Origin of the sequence: Dyadobacter luteus, assembly GCF_003383615.1 — a bacterium.
Lineage (GTDB): Bacteria > Bacteroidota > Bacteroidia > Cytophagales > Spirosomataceae > Dyadobacter > Dyadobacter luteus.
Map to the genome: position 1 here is coordinate 25130 of NZ_QNUL01000019.1, position 18384 is coordinate 43513.

14 protein-coding genes are annotated in these 18384 nt (G+C 42.9%); 4 read left to right on the forward strand and 10 right to left on the reverse strand.

Annotated features, from left to right (window positions below; translation table 11 throughout):
- Position 1: 1 nt before the first annotated feature.
- Positions 2-448 carry a DMT family transporter gene (locus tag DSL64_RS19960; protein ID WP_115832702.1) on the forward strand — a complete coding sequence of 149 codons (447 nt, stop codon included), beginning with the start codon at positions 2-4 and terminating at the stop codon, positions 446-448.
- Here the strand turns inward: DSL64_RS19960 and DSL64_RS19965 are convergent, their stop codons facing one another.
- The 8 genes from DSL64_RS19965 to DSL64_RS20000 form a co-directional block, all read right to left on the reverse strand.
- Complete coding sequence (locus tag DSL64_RS19965; RefSeq protein ID WP_147300388.1) at positions 449-1651, reverse strand: hypothetical protein; 1203 nt, start codon at positions 1649-1651, stop codon at positions 449-451. It abuts the gene before it with no gap.
- A gap of 11 nt (positions 1652-1662) precedes the next feature.
- Positions 1663-2031: a hypothetical protein gene (locus DSL64_RS19970; protein ID WP_115832704.1), complete on the reverse strand. Its 369-nt coding sequence runs from the start codon at positions 2029-2031 to the stop codon at positions 1663-1665.
- A gap of 43 nt (positions 2032-2074) precedes the next feature.
- On the reverse strand, positions 2075-3310 hold the full coding sequence (locus DSL64_RS19975) for a DUF3575 domain-containing protein (protein ID WP_147300389.1): 1236 nt from the start codon (positions 3308-3310) through the stop codon (positions 2075-2077).
- Positions 3311-3335: 25 nt separating this feature from the next.
- On the reverse strand, positions 3336-4232 hold the full coding sequence (locus DSL64_RS19980) for a DUF4097 family beta strand repeat-containing protein (RefSeq protein WP_115832706.1): 897 nt from the start codon (positions 4230-4232) through the stop codon (positions 3336-3338).
- A gap of 10 nt (positions 4233-4242) precedes the next feature.
- Positions 4243-4818, reverse strand: a complete 576-nt coding sequence (locus DSL64_RS19985) for a hypothetical protein (protein ID WP_115832707.1) — start codon at positions 4816-4818, stop codon at positions 4243-4245.
- Between the two features lie 4 nt (positions 4819-4822).
- Positions 4823-5335 carry an RNA polymerase sigma factor gene (locus DSL64_RS19990; protein WP_115832779.1) on the reverse strand — a complete coding sequence of 171 codons (513 nt, stop codon included), beginning with the start codon at positions 5333-5335 and terminating at the stop codon, positions 4823-4825.
- A 125-nt stretch (positions 5336-5460) separates the two neighbouring features.
- The gene (locus DSL64_RS19995) at positions 5461-10917 is read right to left on the reverse strand and encodes an alpha-2-macroglobulin family protein (RefSeq protein WP_115832708.1); all 5457 of its coding nucleotides are present in this window, start codon (positions 10915-10917) and stop codon (positions 5461-5463) included.
- 108 nt (positions 10918-11025) lie between these two features.
- Positions 11026-12249: a 4-hydroxy-3-methylbut-2-enyl diphosphate reductase gene (locus DSL64_RS20000; protein ID WP_115832709.1), complete on the reverse strand. Its 1224-nt coding sequence runs from the start codon at positions 12247-12249 to the stop codon at positions 11026-11028.
- A 227-nt stretch (positions 12250-12476) separates the two neighbouring features.
- Between DSL64_RS20000 and DSL64_RS20005 the strand changes: the two genes are divergently transcribed.
- From DSL64_RS20005 to DSL64_RS20015, 3 genes are all read left to right on the forward strand, one after another.
- Complete coding sequence (locus tag DSL64_RS20005) at positions 12477-13043, forward strand: RNA polymerase sigma factor (protein WP_115832710.1); 567 nt, start codon at positions 12477-12479, stop codon at positions 13041-13043.
- Positions 13044-13152: 109 nt separating this feature from the next.
- A complete protein-coding gene (locus DSL64_RS20010) occupies positions 13153-13767 on the forward strand; it encodes a hypothetical protein (RefSeq protein ID WP_115832711.1) in 615 nt (204 codons plus the stop codon).
- Positions 13727-14779 (forward strand): DUF4097 family beta strand repeat-containing protein, encoded by a 1053-nt coding sequence (locus tag DSL64_RS20015; protein ID WP_229217159.1) that lies wholly within the window; start codon positions 13727-13729, stop codon positions 14777-14779. Before DSL64_RS20010 ends, DSL64_RS20015 begins: the two co-directional genes overlap by 41 nt.
- A 2-nt stretch (positions 14780-14781) precedes the next feature.
- Here the strand turns inward: DSL64_RS20015 and bshC are convergent, their stop codons facing one another.
- Both bshC and DSL64_RS20025 read right to left on the reverse strand, forming a co-directional pair.
- A complete protein-coding gene (bshC, locus tag DSL64_RS20020) occupies positions 14782-16347 on the reverse strand; it encodes a bacillithiol biosynthesis cysteine-adding enzyme BshC (protein WP_115832780.1) in 1566 nt (521 codons plus the stop codon).
- A 220-nt stretch (positions 16348-16567) separates the two neighbouring features.
- Entirely contained in the window at positions 16568-18382 is a 1815-nt protein-coding gene (locus DSL64_RS20025; RefSeq protein WP_115832713.1) for an acyl-CoA dehydrogenase FadE, read from the reverse strand.
- Positions 18383-18384 lie beyond the last annotated feature (2 nt).

Genomic DNA, 18384 nt, shown 5'->3' on the forward strand with positions numbered 1-18384 from the left:
TATGAACTGGATATTTCTTGTTCTTGCTTTCCTGATCGGTATTTCTAATGCAGTTCAATCGGGTGTGAACGCGCAACTCCGGGAATCTATCAACAATCCCATATTGGCAGGCGTCTCTTCTTTTTTTGTGGGACTTGTTATATTGCTGATCGTATTTGCCTGCTTCAATCAGGATCCGGTTCCTAAAATCAGTGACTTCAAACAGATACCCCCAACACGCTTTCTCGGTGGTGCACTCGGCGCATTTTATGTAATCACCGTTATTTTTATCGTCCGTAAAATAGGTTCGTCCAATATGATGTGCCTGGTAATTGCCGGACAAATGGCAACCGTGATGACGATTGATCACTTTGGTTTACAGGGTTTTGCAGAGCATCAAATTACACTTCCCCGTTTGGCAGGTGCTGTTTTACTGGTGGCAGGTGTGGTGTTGATTTTGAAGAATTGATCAGAATGTTAAACCAAAGCCAACCTTGAATGACCCCATTCTCTTTGTACCAGGCTGATTTCTTATCAAATTCCAACTCTGGGTTCCGGAGATGTCGATAAATGCGTTGCGGAATAGCGTTTGCTGATATCCATATGTAAAACCTGTACCCAAATGTCGTTTGCTTATATAATTACTATCATGGAAGTAGACGTAGTCAGCGGCAGGACCTGCATAAAAACCAGATAAATTATTTCCACCACGTCCTTTGCGGATGCTGCGTTTTTGCAAAAAGTAATATCTGGCTTGTACCGACGACCGAAATTGAGAAAAGTTAGATTTATAAACTTCTGAGTTAAACAAGGATGTAAAAGCCATACGGAGATAATCACCCGATATCTGTGTGTTGATTGAAACCGGGGAATTACCAAGTTTTCTCTCGTAAGCGAGCCCAAGTGACACGCTTGTGATATGGCTTATTTTTATAGTTGGCCAAAAGACTTTCCATTGACTGTGCACCACATCGTCGCAGCGGAATACATCGCATACCGGCATGGTTCCTGCTCTTTTCCAGTCGCCAAAAGCAAAGCCCAATGTCGTTCTTGTAGAAATTTCAAAATTGTTTATTTTTCGGTAGCCAGTGGTGTAACTGTGTGGATTATCGTGGTAATATACCCCCGCTGCGAAATCAAGTATCCCATTGTTAAGAAACCTTCTTTGCAGTCCAAATTCGACACCTATTTTCATTCGGTTGGCGTAATAGTTATCCCAGTTATTTGCTGCGATAACTGCCAGATAATTACCGCTAAAATTGTTGGCACTTCTGCCTTCGGCGATCCTGCGGTTCATATCGAAATACCAGCGTCCCTGAAAACTTGCTGCCAGGTTTCCCCGCCAGCCCGAGCTGGATATCCAACCACCAGTAGTTTTAATGTTTGCTCCCAGCGAAACAGAAGGAGTTAACTTAAATTCATAACCAGCAGTGAGCCAACCGGCTTGCATTCCGGATCCGCCAAATTCAAATCGACCAAGCGGATAGAATTCAAGCCCAACTTTAAACATATGCCGTGTCGGCACTTTGGTCATAAATACATTTTCATATCTGTCAATAAAACGCTGTTTTACCAATGAATCTTCAGTCATCGAATACGTGACCGGAGCTGTATCCTGAGCCATGGACTGAAGACATAACATGCTGGTCATAACCAGTAATACTATTTTCATTGTAGCTATACTTAAATCTTAACGGGCTGCAGGCATACCGATTTCTTTTGCAGATGATGAAGCATCCCGTCCATCTGGTCGCTTATCCATTTGATCTCCAGTATGACCTGTCTGTTGCTTTTGGTGAAGTGCAGGTTTTGGGGTTCGTTGGATAGTAGGCTGTCAAGCTTGTGAAGTTTTTGGGAAGAAAAGTGATTTCTTCTGATCAGCCGGTTCTCAAAGCTTTCAGCCAAATCATCCTGATACAGCCATTCCTGCCTGATGTATTGAAATGTGTTCTGCACAAAAGACATATTGCCCAGCCGGTAATTTCTTAACAGGACAGACAAATGTTGATTAATACTGATCCATCTGTGGTAGTAATTTTGTTCGTTTTCCATGCGTATTGTGTGGCTGTTAATTGTATTGTTGAGATTATTTTAATCAAATAGATAGACCGAAACCTACCCTAAATGTAGAAAGTCGGCCATCGCCTTTTTGGTTTGGTAATACATCGAAACTTTGAGCACCTGAAATATCTATATAGCCATTTTTAAATAATGCTTTCTGGTATCCGTAGGTAAATCCGACTCCGAAGTGCTTCGTATTTCTATTGGAATAGTAACCGGTAGTTGTATATAGCACATAATCTGCATGTGGGCCTATGAAAAGGCCGGATAGATTGTTCCCTCCTCGCCCTCTACGGATTCGTTTCTTTTGTAAAAAAAAATATCTCATTTGTGCAAAGGTTTGTAATTGTGCACTTTCTGAGCGGGAAAGGGAGAAGTCGTAAAAGTTTCTGTAAATAAAGCTATTGTAGTCAGCAAAGATTTGAGCATTCACTGAAAAAGGACTTTTACCCAGCTTTTTTTCATAGCCTGCACCCAAACTTATATTGCTGATGTTGCTGCTAATTCTGATTACCGGCCATAAAAATTTCCACTGGCTGGAGACGAATTCATCACAACGAAATACATCACAGGCCGGACTGGTGCTTTTTCTTTTCCAGTCTCCAAATGCGAACGAAAGCATTGTTCTGGTAGAAATTTCAAAATCATTTATTTTATTATTTCCGCTAACGTATTCCCAACTCGTGTGGATTTCGGCATATCTCATGTAATAGACACCTGCTGCAAAGTCGATGGCACCATTATTAAAAAATCTCCTTTGCATACCAAATTCTATACCTGTTTTTAATTTAGGATACGTAGAGAGATAGCTTTGCCAATACCGCTCTCCTACGACTGCCAGATAATTACCGCTAAAGTTGTTTGCGCTTTTTCCTTTTGCTATTCTTTGATTCATGTCGAAGTACCAGCGTCCCTGCATGTTGGCAACGAGAACTCCTTCCCATCCGAGCGCGGAAGAATATCCACCATTGGCCTTGAAATTCAGTCCTAGTGAAAAGGAGGGGAGTAATTTGACTTCATATCCTACATTTAACAATAAGCTTTGTCGTCCATATGCCGGATCCAGATAACCTGAAGCAGCGAACTCAGCACCTATTTTTACCATATGCCTGGTTGGCACTTTTGTCATAAAAACGTTTTCATATCTGTCGATAAAGCGTTGTTTGACAAGCATATCCGTAACTTCAGAATAGGAAAAGTGTGTGCTGTCTTGCGCCGACAGACTTTGGCAACATAGCATCAGGGAAATAATGAACCCGGCTATTCTCATGTTTAACAGATTTGTGTAGGGTAAGTTACTTAATAGTCAGATCACCGAACTCGGCATTAATCTGAATTTGTGCCAGCCGGTTTTTGGAAAAAATAGCTTCTTTAAATTCATTGGTATTCTTTTTCCATTTGAAACCATTAGGCAATTTTACGCTCGAATAAGCGCTCTGTATCGCATAGTCGTATTGCTGCCAGTTTTTAGTAATAAATGAAACCACCGATTTTTTAGATTGAATCGCTAGTCCGGAAAGGTTTGTTGAAGAGAAAATTTCGATATTCCCGTAAGAGGTGTCCAGCTTAAAGGCTCCGCCTATTGCCTCCAAACGTATGTTGGTGTGATCGCTGGTAAGTGTAAAATTTCCTGCAACGTCAATCCCTGAAAGCTCTCCGAAAGTGGTAATTATGCTTCCTTTTCCATGTACATTGGACAACGATGTATTGCAAAAATCAGCTTTCATGCGGATGTTGCCACCCAGTCCTTTCATCGTAATCGTGCCAAAAGTATTCTTAAGATCTACAGTGAAAGAGGAGGGAAGATGTATGGTGTATTTAGCTTTCAAGTTAGAAACAGGCTTTCCTTCTCCTTCTCTCAGCTGTACATAATTCCGCAGGAAGTAATCCCTTCCGCTGCGGTCTGCCAGGTACTGCGTTTTATTAAGGTCTGCCGTCGCGACAGATTTGTCAGGATGTTTGGAAGATAATTCCAGTACAACCGAAATTTCCTGCTTGTTCCAGGCGATCAGTTCAATATCAGCTTTTTCTGCATTGATGTGTAACGTACGTATTCCAGACGTACGAACCGTTTTCTCTATGGTTTTGGTGGCTACCTGTAAAACACCCTGTGCGTTTACATAGCAGGTTTGCATGAGGCAAAATAATAGCCCTGGCATCACCCACAGTATTTTATTTATAATCTTTTTCATGACAATTTTTCTAAATCAATTTGGCCATTTTGTTCAGTATGACCGTTTTTTCCTGTTCCACTGCTGTCAACTGTCGCACTAATTCCGGTTCAGCATTATAACTCCCCATGGCCTGCATCAACTGATCCGTTGCGTTCCTGAGCGTCTCATATTCCTTTGTTAATTCCTTAAAATCAGGTCTGTTACACACTACTGATTCGGTTTCGCACCACACTTTCAGATTTTCATATTGCGTGTCAATAGGTTGCGTATCTGAGATATGCAGGCGCTGATCAACAATTTCTTCTGAGTAGGAAATTTGTTTTCCCGGAGTGCGTTCCATCAACCAGATTACAAGTGAACTGGCAATGATCACTACGGCTGCCGCAAGGGCTTTCCTGAAACTGTTTCCTTTTGGTTGCGAAATTTCCTGCTCTATTTGTTCCCAAAGGTCATCTGCCGGCTGGTGCTGAGGCAGGTTATTCAGAGCCTGATGTAGCGTATGTTCTCCAAGCTTTTGTTCAATATCATTCCAGGCTTTGTCCGGCGGCTGATATTGAGCAAGCTGTGCGAGTGCCTGATCTAAAGTTTCTTTGTTCTTCTCCATGCTGTTATTGTTTAGAAGTAAGCATGATCCTTAGTTTCCTTTTTGCATGAAATAGCTGGGATTTGGAAGTGCCCTCCGAAATTCCAAGCATAGTGGCGATCTCCCGATGCGTGTATCCCTCGATTTCAGCCAAAACGAAAATAGTTCTGAAGCCGTCTGCCAGCGCCAGTATAGCCGTTTCGAGATGATTGACATTGATTTCATTTTGCCCCCAGTCTATGATTTCGACCGGACTGTCATCCAGGTTTTGCCAGGCAATAATTTTCTTCTTTTTAGTTGCTTTCCGAATCACAATTTGCCGGATCCAGGCACCTAGTGAAGCCTCACCCCGAAATTGACTGAGGTATTTGAACACTTCAAGAAAAGCGTCTTGCAGTACGTCATTGGCGTCATCAAAATCACCGGTAATCCGATAAGCCAGCGTATACATAGCCTTTTTGTAGAGATCATAGAGGAGCCGTTGAGCAACCCTGTCATGTAAAAGACAACCAGAAATCAATTCGGCCTCTGAGGTCATGGGCATTGTTTTAGTGTTTCCGTATTAAAGAGGTCCGGAAAAGGGGAAATGGTTGTATGGGGGGAGGGAAATATTTTGGTTGATTGGTTAAATTTGGGAAAAGAATTAAATATAAGTTAATGAGCTCACTCAACCTTCACCTTTCCTCCACCCGAATAGCTTCTGTATTCACCCTGATACATGGCATCTGCGGCAGCCGGACCAGCGGTGAAAGTCCCTTTTGAAATCACTCTTACCTGATAGTAAAATGACTTCTCTGATTTGCCGGCTGTGGTGAAAAAATGAATACGGTCATCTCGAATATCCAGATAATCCGGAAAGGCAGCCTGTTTGATCCAGGACATTTCGCGTGCTTCGGTAATGCGTGGATTTTCAATCTCGAAACCTGCAGGAAGCAGGTCGGTTACCACCACGTTCTCAATCGGCAGCCCGGTGGTACTTGTAAGCGATAATTTTACGATGACCAGATCATTTTGTTTGATCGTTGTTGCCGGTTTTCCATCTCTTGTGAGGTAGGTACGGCGAATACGTAAGCCCTGATCTTCCGGTACGAATGCACCTGTAGCCGACATTCCCTCGCTCTGTGCAAACCAGTAGAGGTTGCCTTTGCCGGTCGCTGTTATACCAACGGATTTATTGTTGATGTCCTTTTTCAACTTCAACTCCTTTCCGGTAAACTTCGCAATGCTTTTCCCGGCGGCAGTGATATCCGCTGTTACATTCGATCCCGCACTTTGTTTAGCCACTTTACCCAACGCCAGTACAGCAAACGAAGCCTCCTGTGTATTCAGATAAGAAGCAGATTGAATCGCTTTGGAAAGTTGCCTCGACAGTACAGGAATTTGCAAATTATCAGGGTCAGTTTCCTGCAACGTGTTTAGTGTCAATGCCAGATTGCGTAAAGGAGAGGCATAGCTGTCATTCTCCTTGGAAACTGAGTTGGTACTATAGCTTTTGGGCAACAGTGCCGCAAAACTTCTTGAATCACCTGCCAGTTGAAATGCGCCTGCAAGCAGATATTGCGAATCTGGCGTGAGCAATTGCTGATTTTGCTTGTAATAATTCATCGCAGCTCTGTTCGGCTGGCCGGAAAGTGACAGTACATACAGTGAATAAATTGCTTCTCTTTTTGCAACCGTTTTACGAACCTGACTGCCCGATGAAGGTTCGCCGCCATAAGCCAGCCCGTTTCCTGAACTTGCCAGTACCACTTCTTTGGTAGCCGTGACACCGGTTTGACGTGTAAGATATTCATAAGCTTTGGTCAGTGTTTTTGCATTTATTTCAAAACCGGCTCTACATGCTTCTTCTAAAAAGTGAGCTGTGTAAGCTGTAGTCCACCAGTCTTCCCTTGTAGTTCCCGGCCACATGGCCATGCCTCCGTTGAAGAGCTGAAGGGACTCTGCTTTTCGGATTGCCTGCTGCACATTCGTGACAGGGTTAAAGTCACTTTCTCCACTTTTAACCAGATAAACCGGCGCGGCCATTGCCTTGGCCAGATCAGCAAAGTAGAGTTGAGGGAATGCTTTGGATACCGTTTGTTCAAGACAACCAAAGGGATAACCCAGCAATGCAGACAATGCTTTTCCCCCACCTTGCACCAGGGGTGAACGACTGAAGACAATTTCACTGCTGCTGGTTGCAGGGATAAAACTATTCGCCAAGTTAATTGTTCCCTGACTTCCTCCTGCAATAACTCCTGACTGGCTTGTTTTGAGCAGTGGAGATGCAGGGCGCACGTTCAGCTCATTTTCCTGCGTGAAAGTTGTGCCGAATGCATTCACTTTTATAATTATTTTTCCTGTTCCTATTGCCTGTTCAGCTTTCAATGAAAAGAAAGTTTTGGTTTCTTTTCCTGGCGCAATGGTGATTTTTTGAACAGCTGCTGTACTTGAGTTGGTAAACGGACCTGTTAGCTGCATAGTTACAGTGGCATTGGCTATTTTATTTTCGGTATTACTGATGTTTACGGGCAGAGCAAGTTCATCACCCGGACTTAAAAACCGTGGTACGCCCGAGCTGATTACCACAGGATCTGCGACTTTGATATTTTTGGATGCAGAGCCAAATGCATTGTCTTTGTACGCTACTGCCATCACACGTAAGTCGCCGCTGAATTGCGGGATGTTGATGTCAAATGTTACTTCGCCGCTTCCGTTGGTATTGAGTACACCACTCCAGAATGAAACCAGTTCCGTTCTGCCATTGCTTAGCGGATTCACTCTTTTTCCCAGATCATACCCATCTCCACCGGAACTCGAAACACCTTTACTATTCAATTCCGGAAAAAGCATGGCGTATAAATCATGGCTTGAAACCTGTAAAGCCCGCTTTTGATAGAAATAACCGTGAATATCGGGTGTGTGGGTATTCTTGATTTGAAGAATACCTTCATCCACAATAGCTAATGTTACCTGTGTATTGGGTTGCGTTTTTACTTTGATCTGTTGTTTTGTCTTTGATCTCGATTTTTCAATAGCGGTGATTGTTACCGGCAAGCTGCGTTTAGCATCCTGAACCAGAATCGGAGCGAAGCCATGTGCTACTGTGAGCGGCATGTCGGAAGCATCAAGCGGACGGATGAGTGTAGCTGTTACAAAAACGTTTGGTAAATAGGCTTCTTTCAAACTCAGTTTAAGTTCTGCAGCTTTCTTCTCAGTTTGTAGTATATGTTGTTCCAAAACTTTATCCCGTTCAATAGTTACCAAGAGGCGGCCATCAAATGGTGTTTTAAATAAAATTTTGGCATTATCTCCGAGACCATATTTTGGTTTATCGGTTTCAATCAGAATACGCCCTTCGTTGCTTACTTCAAAAGATGAATATTGTGTGTAACCTGAGCCATACGCGTAGAATGATGTGGCTGTATAATGTTCAGCTCCCGGTCGGCGCACCCGGATTTCATATTCTCCGGAGACTACAGGAACATACTTGAAAGAACCCTGACCTTTGGCAAGATTGAGTACATTGGAATAAACGATTTTTTCATTTTTACGGGAAGTGTAGCGAAGCTGTTCGTTTTTCTTCTCAACAACAGTCTGGTATTCCAGGCGTACCACATCAATTTTAGCTGAGGTATTGGCCTGCAAATTCCCTTTACTATTCAACCCGATAAGGTTTACAGGTAATGGCGCATTGACACCCACATAAGTAGCAGGGATATTTATTCCGAATAGAACTGGCTGGGTAAATACTTCGAATTGATGTAGTCTGTTAACGGGACGTCCATTTTCGTCAAAAACTGTCACATATATTTTTCCTTCCAGAACACCTATGTCCTTAATGCTGGCTGCCAGTTGAAATTTTTCTGTAGCTTGTCCCTGAGCGTTGGTCGTTCCCTGTCTTCGTTCTCTTTCGAAAGAAGTGGTAGCCGGAATATCAAAAGTATATTGTGGAAAAGCTGTGGAAAAGAATGCCTTTCGTTTCAATTGCGATTCCATTTCATAGGTTCGTCCGGCGGCAGGAGGACCAAACAGATTTACAGCGGTGGTGGTAAGTGCTACAGTATTACCGGACAGATAAGTTTTTGCCGCTCCGCTCAAATCAACCTTAATTCGATCCGGAATAAATTCCTCTACACTTACGGGATGAGAGGCAAGCAAAACATCGTTGGCATTATATACTTCCAGCGTGTAGGTGCCGGTCATCACTGAATTATCCAGACTCACCTCTATCGGCACGGCTCCGTGTGAATTAGTGCTTTTACGGAAAGTTTGGAATTCTCTGCCATTGGGAGTCAGCAGGCGCAATTTCAGAGGAATATCTTTGGCTGTTTTCCAGGTATCCGTTCTTAGTACCGTATTGAAATGCATGGTTTCCCCGGGTCTGTATATCTCCCGCTGACCATAAATAAATGCCTGGAATCCGGATGTATTATCCCTTACACCCTCTACTTCGAATCGTGAAGTTTCGACTCTGGTATCATCCAGTAACAGAAAATTAAAATCATCCTTATTACCGGCCGTAACCATAGCGACGCGAAAACCAGGCGCTTTTTCACTGAGTTTATCAACATGTGCTATCCCGTCAGAATTTGTCATCAGCGTTTGTATAGTCTGATTATTGGAGCTGATGAGCGTTATTTCAAGATTGGACAGCGGTTCATTCGTTTTAATCGAATTGGCAAAAATCCATACTTCGTCGCGTCCCTGTTTGGCAATCAATCCTATGTTTGAAATGGATACCAATTTTGTAGCTCCAAGATAGGCTTCCTCTTTTGAATTGACAGAAACAAGGTAGATACCCTTTCGCTGATTGTCGTCCGGCAAGGCAATGTTCAGCGCTGAAATCCCTTTATTCACCGGAAGGTTCTCTGTGTCGACGGTTTTGTCCACAATCACATCACTGAAATTGCTTCCTGCATCATCGCCATATTGAAATCCGCCGCTTGGCGTCCACTCGTCGCCCACATAGGCATAATCTTCCCAACGGTTGTTTTTGATATAGCTGAGAATATTGTTGGCATATAGCTTGGAGATACGAACCTGTACTTTTGGAATATTTACGATCTGCACACCCATGTTTCTGGAACCTTTGGGCGTCATATACAAGGCTTTTTTGTTGGTAAAGGATATACCCGCCGGCATTTTTCCAAAAAACAAATCACGGGAAGCTTCACTCTCAAGGCTTGAACCCAAAACCCCTTTTAATGTCCTGTTTAACTGTAGAATGTAAGTGTCCGTTTCGTTAAAATCTCCCCGAAGTACAAGTCCGTTTTCGGTAATTTCAGTTTGTGCAGAAAGGGTAGGCGTAAGACTGAAACCTTTTTCCACGCTTTCAGGATCTAATTCCTGGGTTGTAATTATACGGGCAAAAGCGATATTGTTTTCAAACCCTGTTTTGATGTCAGTGATTTCAAGACGTAACGGAGATGGAAGACTTACCGTTGCGGAAATGTCATCTTGTGTAACGAAACTGGTGTTCTGCGCTTTTAGTCCCTTCGCCAGCTGAATTGTTACGGGTACAGGATTATTGTCGAAACTTCCTAAAGAGTTAAGTGATAAAATAAGCGTTTTCTCGCTGGTCGACGGCAGAGTTTTAAAGTCCGCAGGTTTGTCGGCGATTAAGAGTTTAAGTCTTTCTGAGACGTTTTGTGCATTGACCGGATAATTGAAAATAAGTTTGATACGGGCTTCCCGTCTGCCGGTTTCTTTGGACAAAGTCCACCAGCTTTCAGTTTCCGTCAGGTTGAGATAGGGGGTATGAAATTGTACAAGTTCAGCAGAGAGATCGTATTTTTTGTCTTTTGTAATACCTTTTAGCAGAAGAGGCGTTTGTTTTGCCTTATAGGCAGTTGCAGGCGCGAATCCTGCAATGGGAGAGAATACTACCTCATTAGGTGCGGTCCATTTGAACTTCCCTTTTACTGCTGGTTCAAACTGGATGTATTGTGTAGAGTCCCAGGTATTGAGCTGCGCATCGGAAACAAGATCCTTATTGAATGTGAAAACCAGGTTCTGCGACTGGCTGATCTCTTCATTGAAATTGGTACCTGCGATCTTCAGTTCGTTTAAAGAAGAGCAGTTGTGAAAGAATAACGAAATGATTAGGAAATAGAGAAAAGAAACTGCAGAAGTTTTCATATTCGAAGCAAATTTTCAATTATACGTCGAATGTAATCTTTTATTATTTGCTGTAGCAGGATGAATTGGAATTAATGATTTATAGGAAATTCAGTTTCCGATAAATCATTAAAAACCTTCCATTGCTTCTTCAACTGTTTTGGCGCCATCATAGAATGAAAGTAATCTGAGCAAAATTGCCTCTACAACGGCATCAGGACAGGAAGCGCCACAGGTCAGCATTATTTTTGCAGATTGTCCTGCCGGCAAATAGTTTTCAGTTACTACTTCTTCTTTACTATGCAGGTTGAAATGCCTGATGAGTTGTTTGTCCAGAATTTTGTTTACAGACTCGATGAAATACGTGGGTAATTTGGCTTCGCACAACTCTACCAGATGCGAAGTATTGGAACTGTTATAGCCCCCTGCAACCACTACCAGGTCGGCCTCATGTCCCAATAAAGCATAAGTTGCATCCTGATTATCATTGGTGGCGTAGCAGAGGGTATCTCTCGTATTTGCAAAATGGTCTTCCACCTGCTCCGGTTGCAAACTGTAGTGTTTGGTCATCACACTTTTGAGAAAGTCTGCAATGCCTTGTGTATCAGAAGCCAGCATGGTAGTCTGGTTCACAACTCCGATACGTTTCAGATCTTTTTCAGGGTCGAAGTTTTCGGAATGTTGCCCGGCAAATTCAGTAAAAAACTGCGCTGCAGGTGCTTCTCCGGTGATGTATTTGGCCAGCCGTTTGGCCTCGTCCATATTTTCAACGACTACGGTTGGTGCATTTTCTTTGCTATGAGAGAAAGTGGCCCTTGTTTCCTCGTGTAATGGCTTTCCGTGAACAATGATGGTGTAATCCTTTTCACCTATTTGTGCTGCCCGGTTCCAGACTTTTTCCACGAAAGGGCAAGTCGTGTCATATACATACGAATTGATACCCAGTTCAGTCAGCTTGTTCTGGTTTTCAATGGTTGTTCCGAAAGCAGGGACAATTACAATATCTTCCGGCGTCAGTTCATCCCAAGCAATTAACTGCTTTCCTTTGGTATCCATCAGGAATCGTACACCTCTGTCGGTGAGGTCTCGGTTTACATCAGGGTTATGTATCATCTCACTCAGGAGAAAAATACGTTTGTCGGGATTTTCAGAAATAGCGCGATAGGCAATATCAATGGCATTTTCAACACCATAGCAAAAACCGAAATGGCGGGCAATCAGAAACTGAACAGGACCGAAGTCCAGAACAGTAGGACTGAAATCCCTTTTAAGTTTGTCGCTCTTCCTTCTCGCTTCTTTAATGGGCGTGATAATGCGACTTCTGTAAAAATCCGGTATATTGAATGTCTTCATGATGAAAAGCCACTGGCTTGCAGCGATCAACTAATATCGCTCCTGATTGTACATGGAAATAATGTGCTCAAAGATACACATGCTGTTTTCAAAGAACAATCCCGGTACCTGCTTTGTTCAGAAGATGCCTTGTGTAATATATTTTTGTGAAATTTTTTAAAAATCATGCAACATCTTTATGATGAGGTATGTCTTTGCTACAGAACGTTCAAATCTAAACCTTCTGCTTGAAAACAAATTTGTACATCGACCGGCATGTAGAACTGGTGGAACGCTGTAAACTCGGCGAGCGCAAAGCTCAGTACGAGCTTTATAAAAGCTATTCCAAAGCCATGTTTAATATCTGCATGCGGATCATCAATCACATGGGTGAAGCAGAGGACGCTTTGCAGGAAGCCTTTGTGGATGCATTTTCCAACTTGCACCAGTTCAGGCAACAGTCGACGTTTGGCGCGTGGTTAAAGCAGATCGTAGTCAATAAGGCGATTAATCAGTTGCGCAGCCGGAAAGTGCAATGGGTTGATATTGATGAATGGCAGCGTTCCGGAGAAGAATCAGAAGTTTTTTCGGAAGAGATATGCATCTGGAGTGAAGATGAAACTTCGCTGGAAGTAGAGCGGATACGTAACGCTGTACTAAAGTTGCCGGATGGATATCGGGTTGTGTTAAGCCTTTATTTATTTGAAGGTTATGATCACGAAGAAATTGGTGAAGTGCTGGGCATTTCAGAGTCAACGTCACGGACGCAATACATGCGTGCCAAGAAAAAGTTGGCCGAAATGATGACGCATTAAAGCAATTTCAAGCGTATCAGTAAGTAAATGTGGAGTGATTTTTTAAGACAATATCAAAACCCAAGCCCCTATTGAGACAGAAATTTTACACATTACAAGTTAGTTACAAATGAAAAAGAATTCTGATAAAAAAGATCGTCTGGAACGGTTTGTGCGGGATAATAGAGACGGATTTGACAGCTTCTTACCACAGGACAATCTGTGGGATCTCATTGAAAGTAAAATTCCGGGGCAACCTCAATCCATAGCCCCGCCCCAATCCGGTAAAATTTCCAGGCTCTGGTCGGGTATGAACGCCTTTAATTGGCGTGTGGCTGCCGGGATATTGCTTGCACTCGGTATAGGTCTTACTGTATACCTCAACAGGCAATATGGCGTGACCCGTGATCCTGCAGTGGCGCTTAAGGTTCCTGCTTATGCAAAGGAATTTAATGCCTACACGGTAGCCATTGAGGAAAAGAGGAATGAGATCGTCAAACTTACACGTGACAACCCTGAGCTTTACAAAGACTTTTCGGCTGATTTTAAAAGCCTCGAAAAAAGCTACGGGAATCTAAGGGCTAATTTATCTGATGCTCCTAACCAGGAAGCATTACTGAAAGCCATGGTGCAAAATCTGCAGTGGCAGGTTGATCTGCTCAACCAACAAATCGAAATTTTAGAACGTATTAATCAGGTTAAAGATGGCTACGATAAAGAAAATAATAACGCACCTCTTATATAGTGTTGCAGTAATGCTTCCGCTGGCGGTGCATGCCATTGATCCTGAACCTTCGGGGTTGATAGAGAAACGCAGAAACATCGTCAAGATATTTGACGTAAAAGAACAGGATGTACTGATGGTTGATAATCAGTTTGGACAGGTGAAAATTAATCTTTGGAATAAAAAGGAGATCAGAGTTGAGATTGTGATTACCGCAAATGCCCCTTCCGACAGCAGAGCTGCACAATACCTGGGCGCTGTGGATGTAGAGGAAAAGCGTGAAAAGAATCGTATCAATATCACAACTTTCATCAACAAAGGGCAAATATCTTCGAGTAACTGGAACAACAGAAGTGGGGAGAAGAATTTCCTGCAGATTGACTACACTGTTTTCATGCCGAAGGAAAACGCGCTTATTGTAAATAATAAATTTGGCAATACGAGTATTCCAGCCTTTACAGCTCCGCTAACCGTGAATTCCAGAAACGGTAGTTTTTCAGCTGAATCGCTTTCCGGTGCTAACAACGTCATTGACGTTCGCTACGGAACAGCAATAATCGGGAAAATGGATGAAGGTAAATTGGAAAGTCATTATTCCAATGTGAAACTGGAGCAGGTAACCAAGTTGCTACTGAACAACAAGTTTGGCGATCTGACGATAGGTGACGTGAAGGACTTGCAGGCCGATATAGATTATTCAGGAGTGAAGATTGGAACGATACGAGGTGAAAGTAACATCAAACTGAATTACTCCGGTAATTTCAAGATTGATGAGCTTACCAAATCGGCAGAAAATGTCAATATCAAAGCTGCTTATTCTTCCGTTACACTACCCGCCGATGCGAGTAGGTTTAATGTAACTGTTACTTACGGTAACTTCAGCTACCCTTCGGGTAATGTCAATTTTACGCAACAACCTTCCAAAGAAGATAAGAATTATAAGGTAAGACAATACCAGGGAAAAATAGGTTCTGGCAGTGGTACCAAGATAACGGTCGTATCGACTTTCGGAGATGTTAAGTTGAAAGACTGATACTACGAATCGGTAGTACCGTTCTCTGAAAGAATAAAATATTTAAATTCCAATGGCTCAAAAGCAGCAAACAGCTTGCTGATAAATGTGGAGTCGTTGATATAAAAGCTAAGCAGATTGTCATAACGTTCCTGAGCACTTCCGCCCGGGAACAATTTTTCCTGCACATTCAGAAGCTGCGTAATTTCAGATTCATGATTCCGCTCTTCCGCCTTACGAATTCTTTTTTCAAGATTTTCAAGTGCGCTGAACAAACGGGCTCTTTCCGCTTTTACAGCACCTTCCATGGTGCGCTCCACCGCAGTAGCCTTTTCAATAATCTCATCAAACAGGTTCAGGAAAGCTGATTTTTGGCTCTGCAGAGAAAGCTCGTTTTCTGTATTTTTCTGAACATATGTTTTGCGAAGCATCACCTGATCCATAAAGAGGTCTTCCGGATTTATACCCAGCTTTTCAAGCTTATTGCTGATCGTTGCATTGATATACATCCCGAAATTTCTCGGAATCAGCATAGGAAACGGAGTTTGATAGTGATCAAAAACACCTTTCAGTTGCATCCAGTAAGGGAGCTCGGATGGACCGCCGATGTAGGCGAGGTTGGGAAGAATGATTTCTTCATAAAGCGGGCGGAGAACTACATTGGGACTGAAATATTCAGGATGTTCTTCAGCTTCCGTCAGAAGTTCCTTTTCAGTGAAAGTAAGATCTGTATTAAGTACTTTAAACTGATCACCTTCTTTCACAATGCGTTCCCTCAGGTTATCCCGAAGATAAAATAAATTGATTTCTCTTGCCGTAAGAGGTGTGTGGTAGCCCAGCTCAGCGAGTTTGGAAGTGGTCTCGGTAACCAGTTTTTCGGAAACTGATTGGGTTAATTCTTCCCTGATAACAGGAAGGAAATGTTTCTTTAATTCAGCCTCATCAGCATCCAGACAAATAAGACCTTCGGAGCCGAACAATTCGTGCATGTAACATCGTACGGCATCGGCAAGGGTGTTGTTTTCCAGATATGCTTTGGCGAATAAGAGAGGCTTTGTTGGTAATACCTTCAGAATACTTTCCAGTTCTTTAGGATTAAGCCTTCCCACTGCTCCCTGATGCTCCCCTTCCCATTTGAAAGTCTGTCCGAACAAGTGGAAAGAAGCAATTTCAGCAAAATCGTGATCTTCAGTTGCCATCCAGTACACCGGCACAAAATTACAATCCGGATAAGCAGTTTTCAGCTCCCTGGCCAGCTTAATCGTGGTCACGATCTTGTATATAATATATAACGGACCAGTGAATATATTAAGCTGATGCCCGGTGGTTACCGTGAATGTATTGGTATCCAGTAGGGTTGAGAAATCAGGTTTGTTGGGTAAACCTTTGTATTGCTTTTCAAGAACGTTTACTAATGTCTGACGCTTTTCGGAATCAAATTCAGATTTACTGTCGATAGCCTGCCTGGCATTCTCTACAGTAGGGTATACGCTGTAAAACTCCTCTGTAACCGGCTTCTGGTCAAGATAGTCAAGGAGTAATGCCGGGAACTGCCCCGTTTTACGCAGATCCACTTTATTTAACGTCACGAAAGGTGGTTTTTCAGTAGTAAGTAGAGAGTCCAACACAGTTCTTTTTTGAATATAAAGGAAACCTTGCAAATATCGTTAAAGTTCAGGATTCGTCAATATGTAACGAAGTGAAGGATGAATCACATATACTTAAAAAGCCGAAACTGAAACAGTATCGGCTTTAATAATCATTTGGTTTTTAGTTGCGCCGGTTTTTTATACCGGAGTATTTTTTACCTTAAAAGGTGTAGTCATTTTTTGATATAAGTTCATCGGCAATTCTGCGTCGTGCAGCTTTGAGATTGAGAGGTTCTATTTTCGTAAATCTTTTAAGACCCATCAGCATCACACGAAGCTCATCACTCTCTGCGAAACTCGTAATCGCTGCACGTCCCGCATTATTGGTTTTTTCAACAGCTCTGTGAAGATATACCAGTGCAAGATCTCTATGTAATTGATTTGCGCTTTCACCGGTTAGTTCAATACGTTTTTCAACTCGTAGGAGGACGGATTCCGCCACATACGTTTCAATTACCATATCCGCCAGACTCATGATAATCTCCTGTTCTTCGGATAGTTTAGCCATGAATTTTTGTACTGCTGAACCTGCAACCATCAAAACTGCTTTTTTCAGGTTTTTGATAACCTTTTTCTCAGCCGCGAATGTAGACTCATCTTCGTCTGCATTGAAATCGGGAATAGACATGATCTCTTTACCGACAGCCATAGCAGGCGACATCAGATCAAGCTGACCTTTCATCGCTCTTTTAAGAAGCATATCGACTACCAGTAAGCGGTTTATCTCGTTAGTGCCTTCAAATATGCGGTTGATCCGGCTATCGCGGTAGGCACGGTCCATGGGCGCATCGGCAGAGAAGCCCATACCTCCGTAAATCTGTACGCCTTCGTCAACAACATAATCCAATACCTCGGATGCGTGTACTTTCATGATAGCACATTCGATAGCAAGCTCTTCCAGGGATTTGAGCTTAGCTTCTGATTCCGCCATTCCTTTTTCCAGAAATGCTGCAGTGAGGTCGTCTATACTTTGTCCTACGCGGTAAGAGGCAGACTCAGTAGCGAACATGCCTGCTGCCATTTCCGCGATTTTGTGCTTAATGGCACCGAAATTAGCAATGGAAGTGCCGAATTGCTTTCTTTCATTGGCATAATTGATCGCCTGCTGTGCTACTCTCTTCGATCCTCCAAGTGCAGCGGCAGCTAGTTTGATTCGCCCGATGTTCAGGATATTTACAGCAATTTTAAAGCCATTCCCTCTGTCGGAAAGCATGTTTTCAACCGGAACAATGCAATCGTTGAAGAAAATTTGTCTTGTATCGGAGCCTTTGATACCCATCTTGTGCTCCGGTTCATTCATGGTGATGCCGTCTATACTTTTATCAAGAATGAAGGCTGTGAGATTTTTATCGGTCTGGCCGTTTTCTTCAATTTTTGCGAATACAATAAATACATCAGCAAAACCACCATTGGTGATCCACATTTTTTGCCCGTTTATCGTATAGCTTTTTCCATCTGCTGTAAGAATAGCCTTCGTTTTTCCGGAGTTCGCGTCCGAACCAGAATCCGGTTCTGTAAGGCAATACGCCGCTTTCCATTCCCCGGAAGCCAGTTTAGGAAGATATTTTTGTTTTTGCTCTTCGTTTCCGTAGTAGAGGATCGGGAGTGTACCAATGCCTGTATGTGCAGAGAGCGCCACGGAGAAAGAATTACCAGCTCCTGTTGCTTCTGCAACCAGCATGGAAGTGTTGAAATCCATTCCAAATCCACCGTATGATTCAGGTACCACAGTTCCCAATAGTCCCAGCTCACCTGCTTTATCCATCAGCGACGTGATCAATGCAGGACTTTTTGCCTGATCAATTTCATCAAGACGTGGCCAAACCTCAGTTCGTAAAAAATCACGGCAGGTATCAGCGATCATTTTTTGTTCCTCGGTGAATTCCTCCGGAATAAAAATTTGTGATGCAGGTGTTTCCCTGATCAGGAACTCACCTCCCTTAGTTGAAACTTTCTTATTTTCTGCAGTGGCCATGG

What these genes read in the sequence shown, in the direction of transcription:
- DSL64_RS19960 (WP_115832702.1), top strand. Translation starts at nt 2, where the DNA reads ATGAACTGGATATTTCTTGTTCTTGCTTTCCTGATCGGTATTTCTAAT.
- DSL64_RS19965 (WP_147300388.1), bottom strand. Translation starts at nt 1,651, where the DNA reads ATGAAAATAGTATTACTGGTTATGACCAGCATGTTATGTCTTCAGTCC.
- DSL64_RS19970 (WP_115832704.1), bottom strand. Translation starts at nt 2,031, where the DNA reads ATGGAAAACGAACAAAATTACTACCACAGATGGATCAGTATTAATCAA.
- DSL64_RS19975 (WP_147300389.1), bottom strand. Translation starts at nt 3,310, where the DNA reads ATGAGAATAGCCGGGTTCATTATTTCCCTGATGCTATGTTGCCAAAGT.
- DSL64_RS19980 (WP_115832706.1), bottom strand. Translation starts at nt 4,232, where the DNA reads ATGAAAAAGATTATAAATAAAATACTGTGGGTGATGCCAGGGCTATTA.
- DSL64_RS19985 (WP_115832707.1), bottom strand. Translation starts at nt 4,818, where the DNA reads ATGGAGAAGAACAAAGAAACTTTAGATCAGGCACTCGCACAGCTTGCT.
- DSL64_RS19990 (WP_115832779.1), bottom strand. Translation starts at nt 5,335, where the DNA reads ATGACCTCAGAGGCCGAATTGATTTCTGGTTGTCTTTTACATGACAGG.
- DSL64_RS19995 (WP_115832708.1), bottom strand. Translation starts at nt 10,917, where the DNA reads ATGAAAACTTCTGCAGTTTCTTTTCTCTATTTCCTAATCATTTCGTTA.
- DSL64_RS20000 (WP_115832709.1), bottom strand. Translation starts at nt 12,249, where the DNA reads ATGAAGACATTCAATATACCGGATTTTTACAGAAGTCGCATTATCACG.
- DSL64_RS20010 (WP_115832711.1), top strand. Translation starts at nt 13,153, where the DNA reads ATGAAAAAGAATTCTGATAAAAAAGATCGTCTGGAACGGTTTGTGCGG.
- DSL64_RS20015 (WP_229217159.1), top strand. Translation starts at nt 13,727, where the DNA reads ATGGCTACGATAAAGAAAATAATAACGCACCTCTTATATAGTGTTGCA.
- DSL64_RS20025 (WP_115832713.1), bottom strand. Translation starts at nt 18,382, where the DNA reads ATGGCCACTGCAGAAAATAAGAAAGTTTCAACTAAGGGAGGTGAGTTC.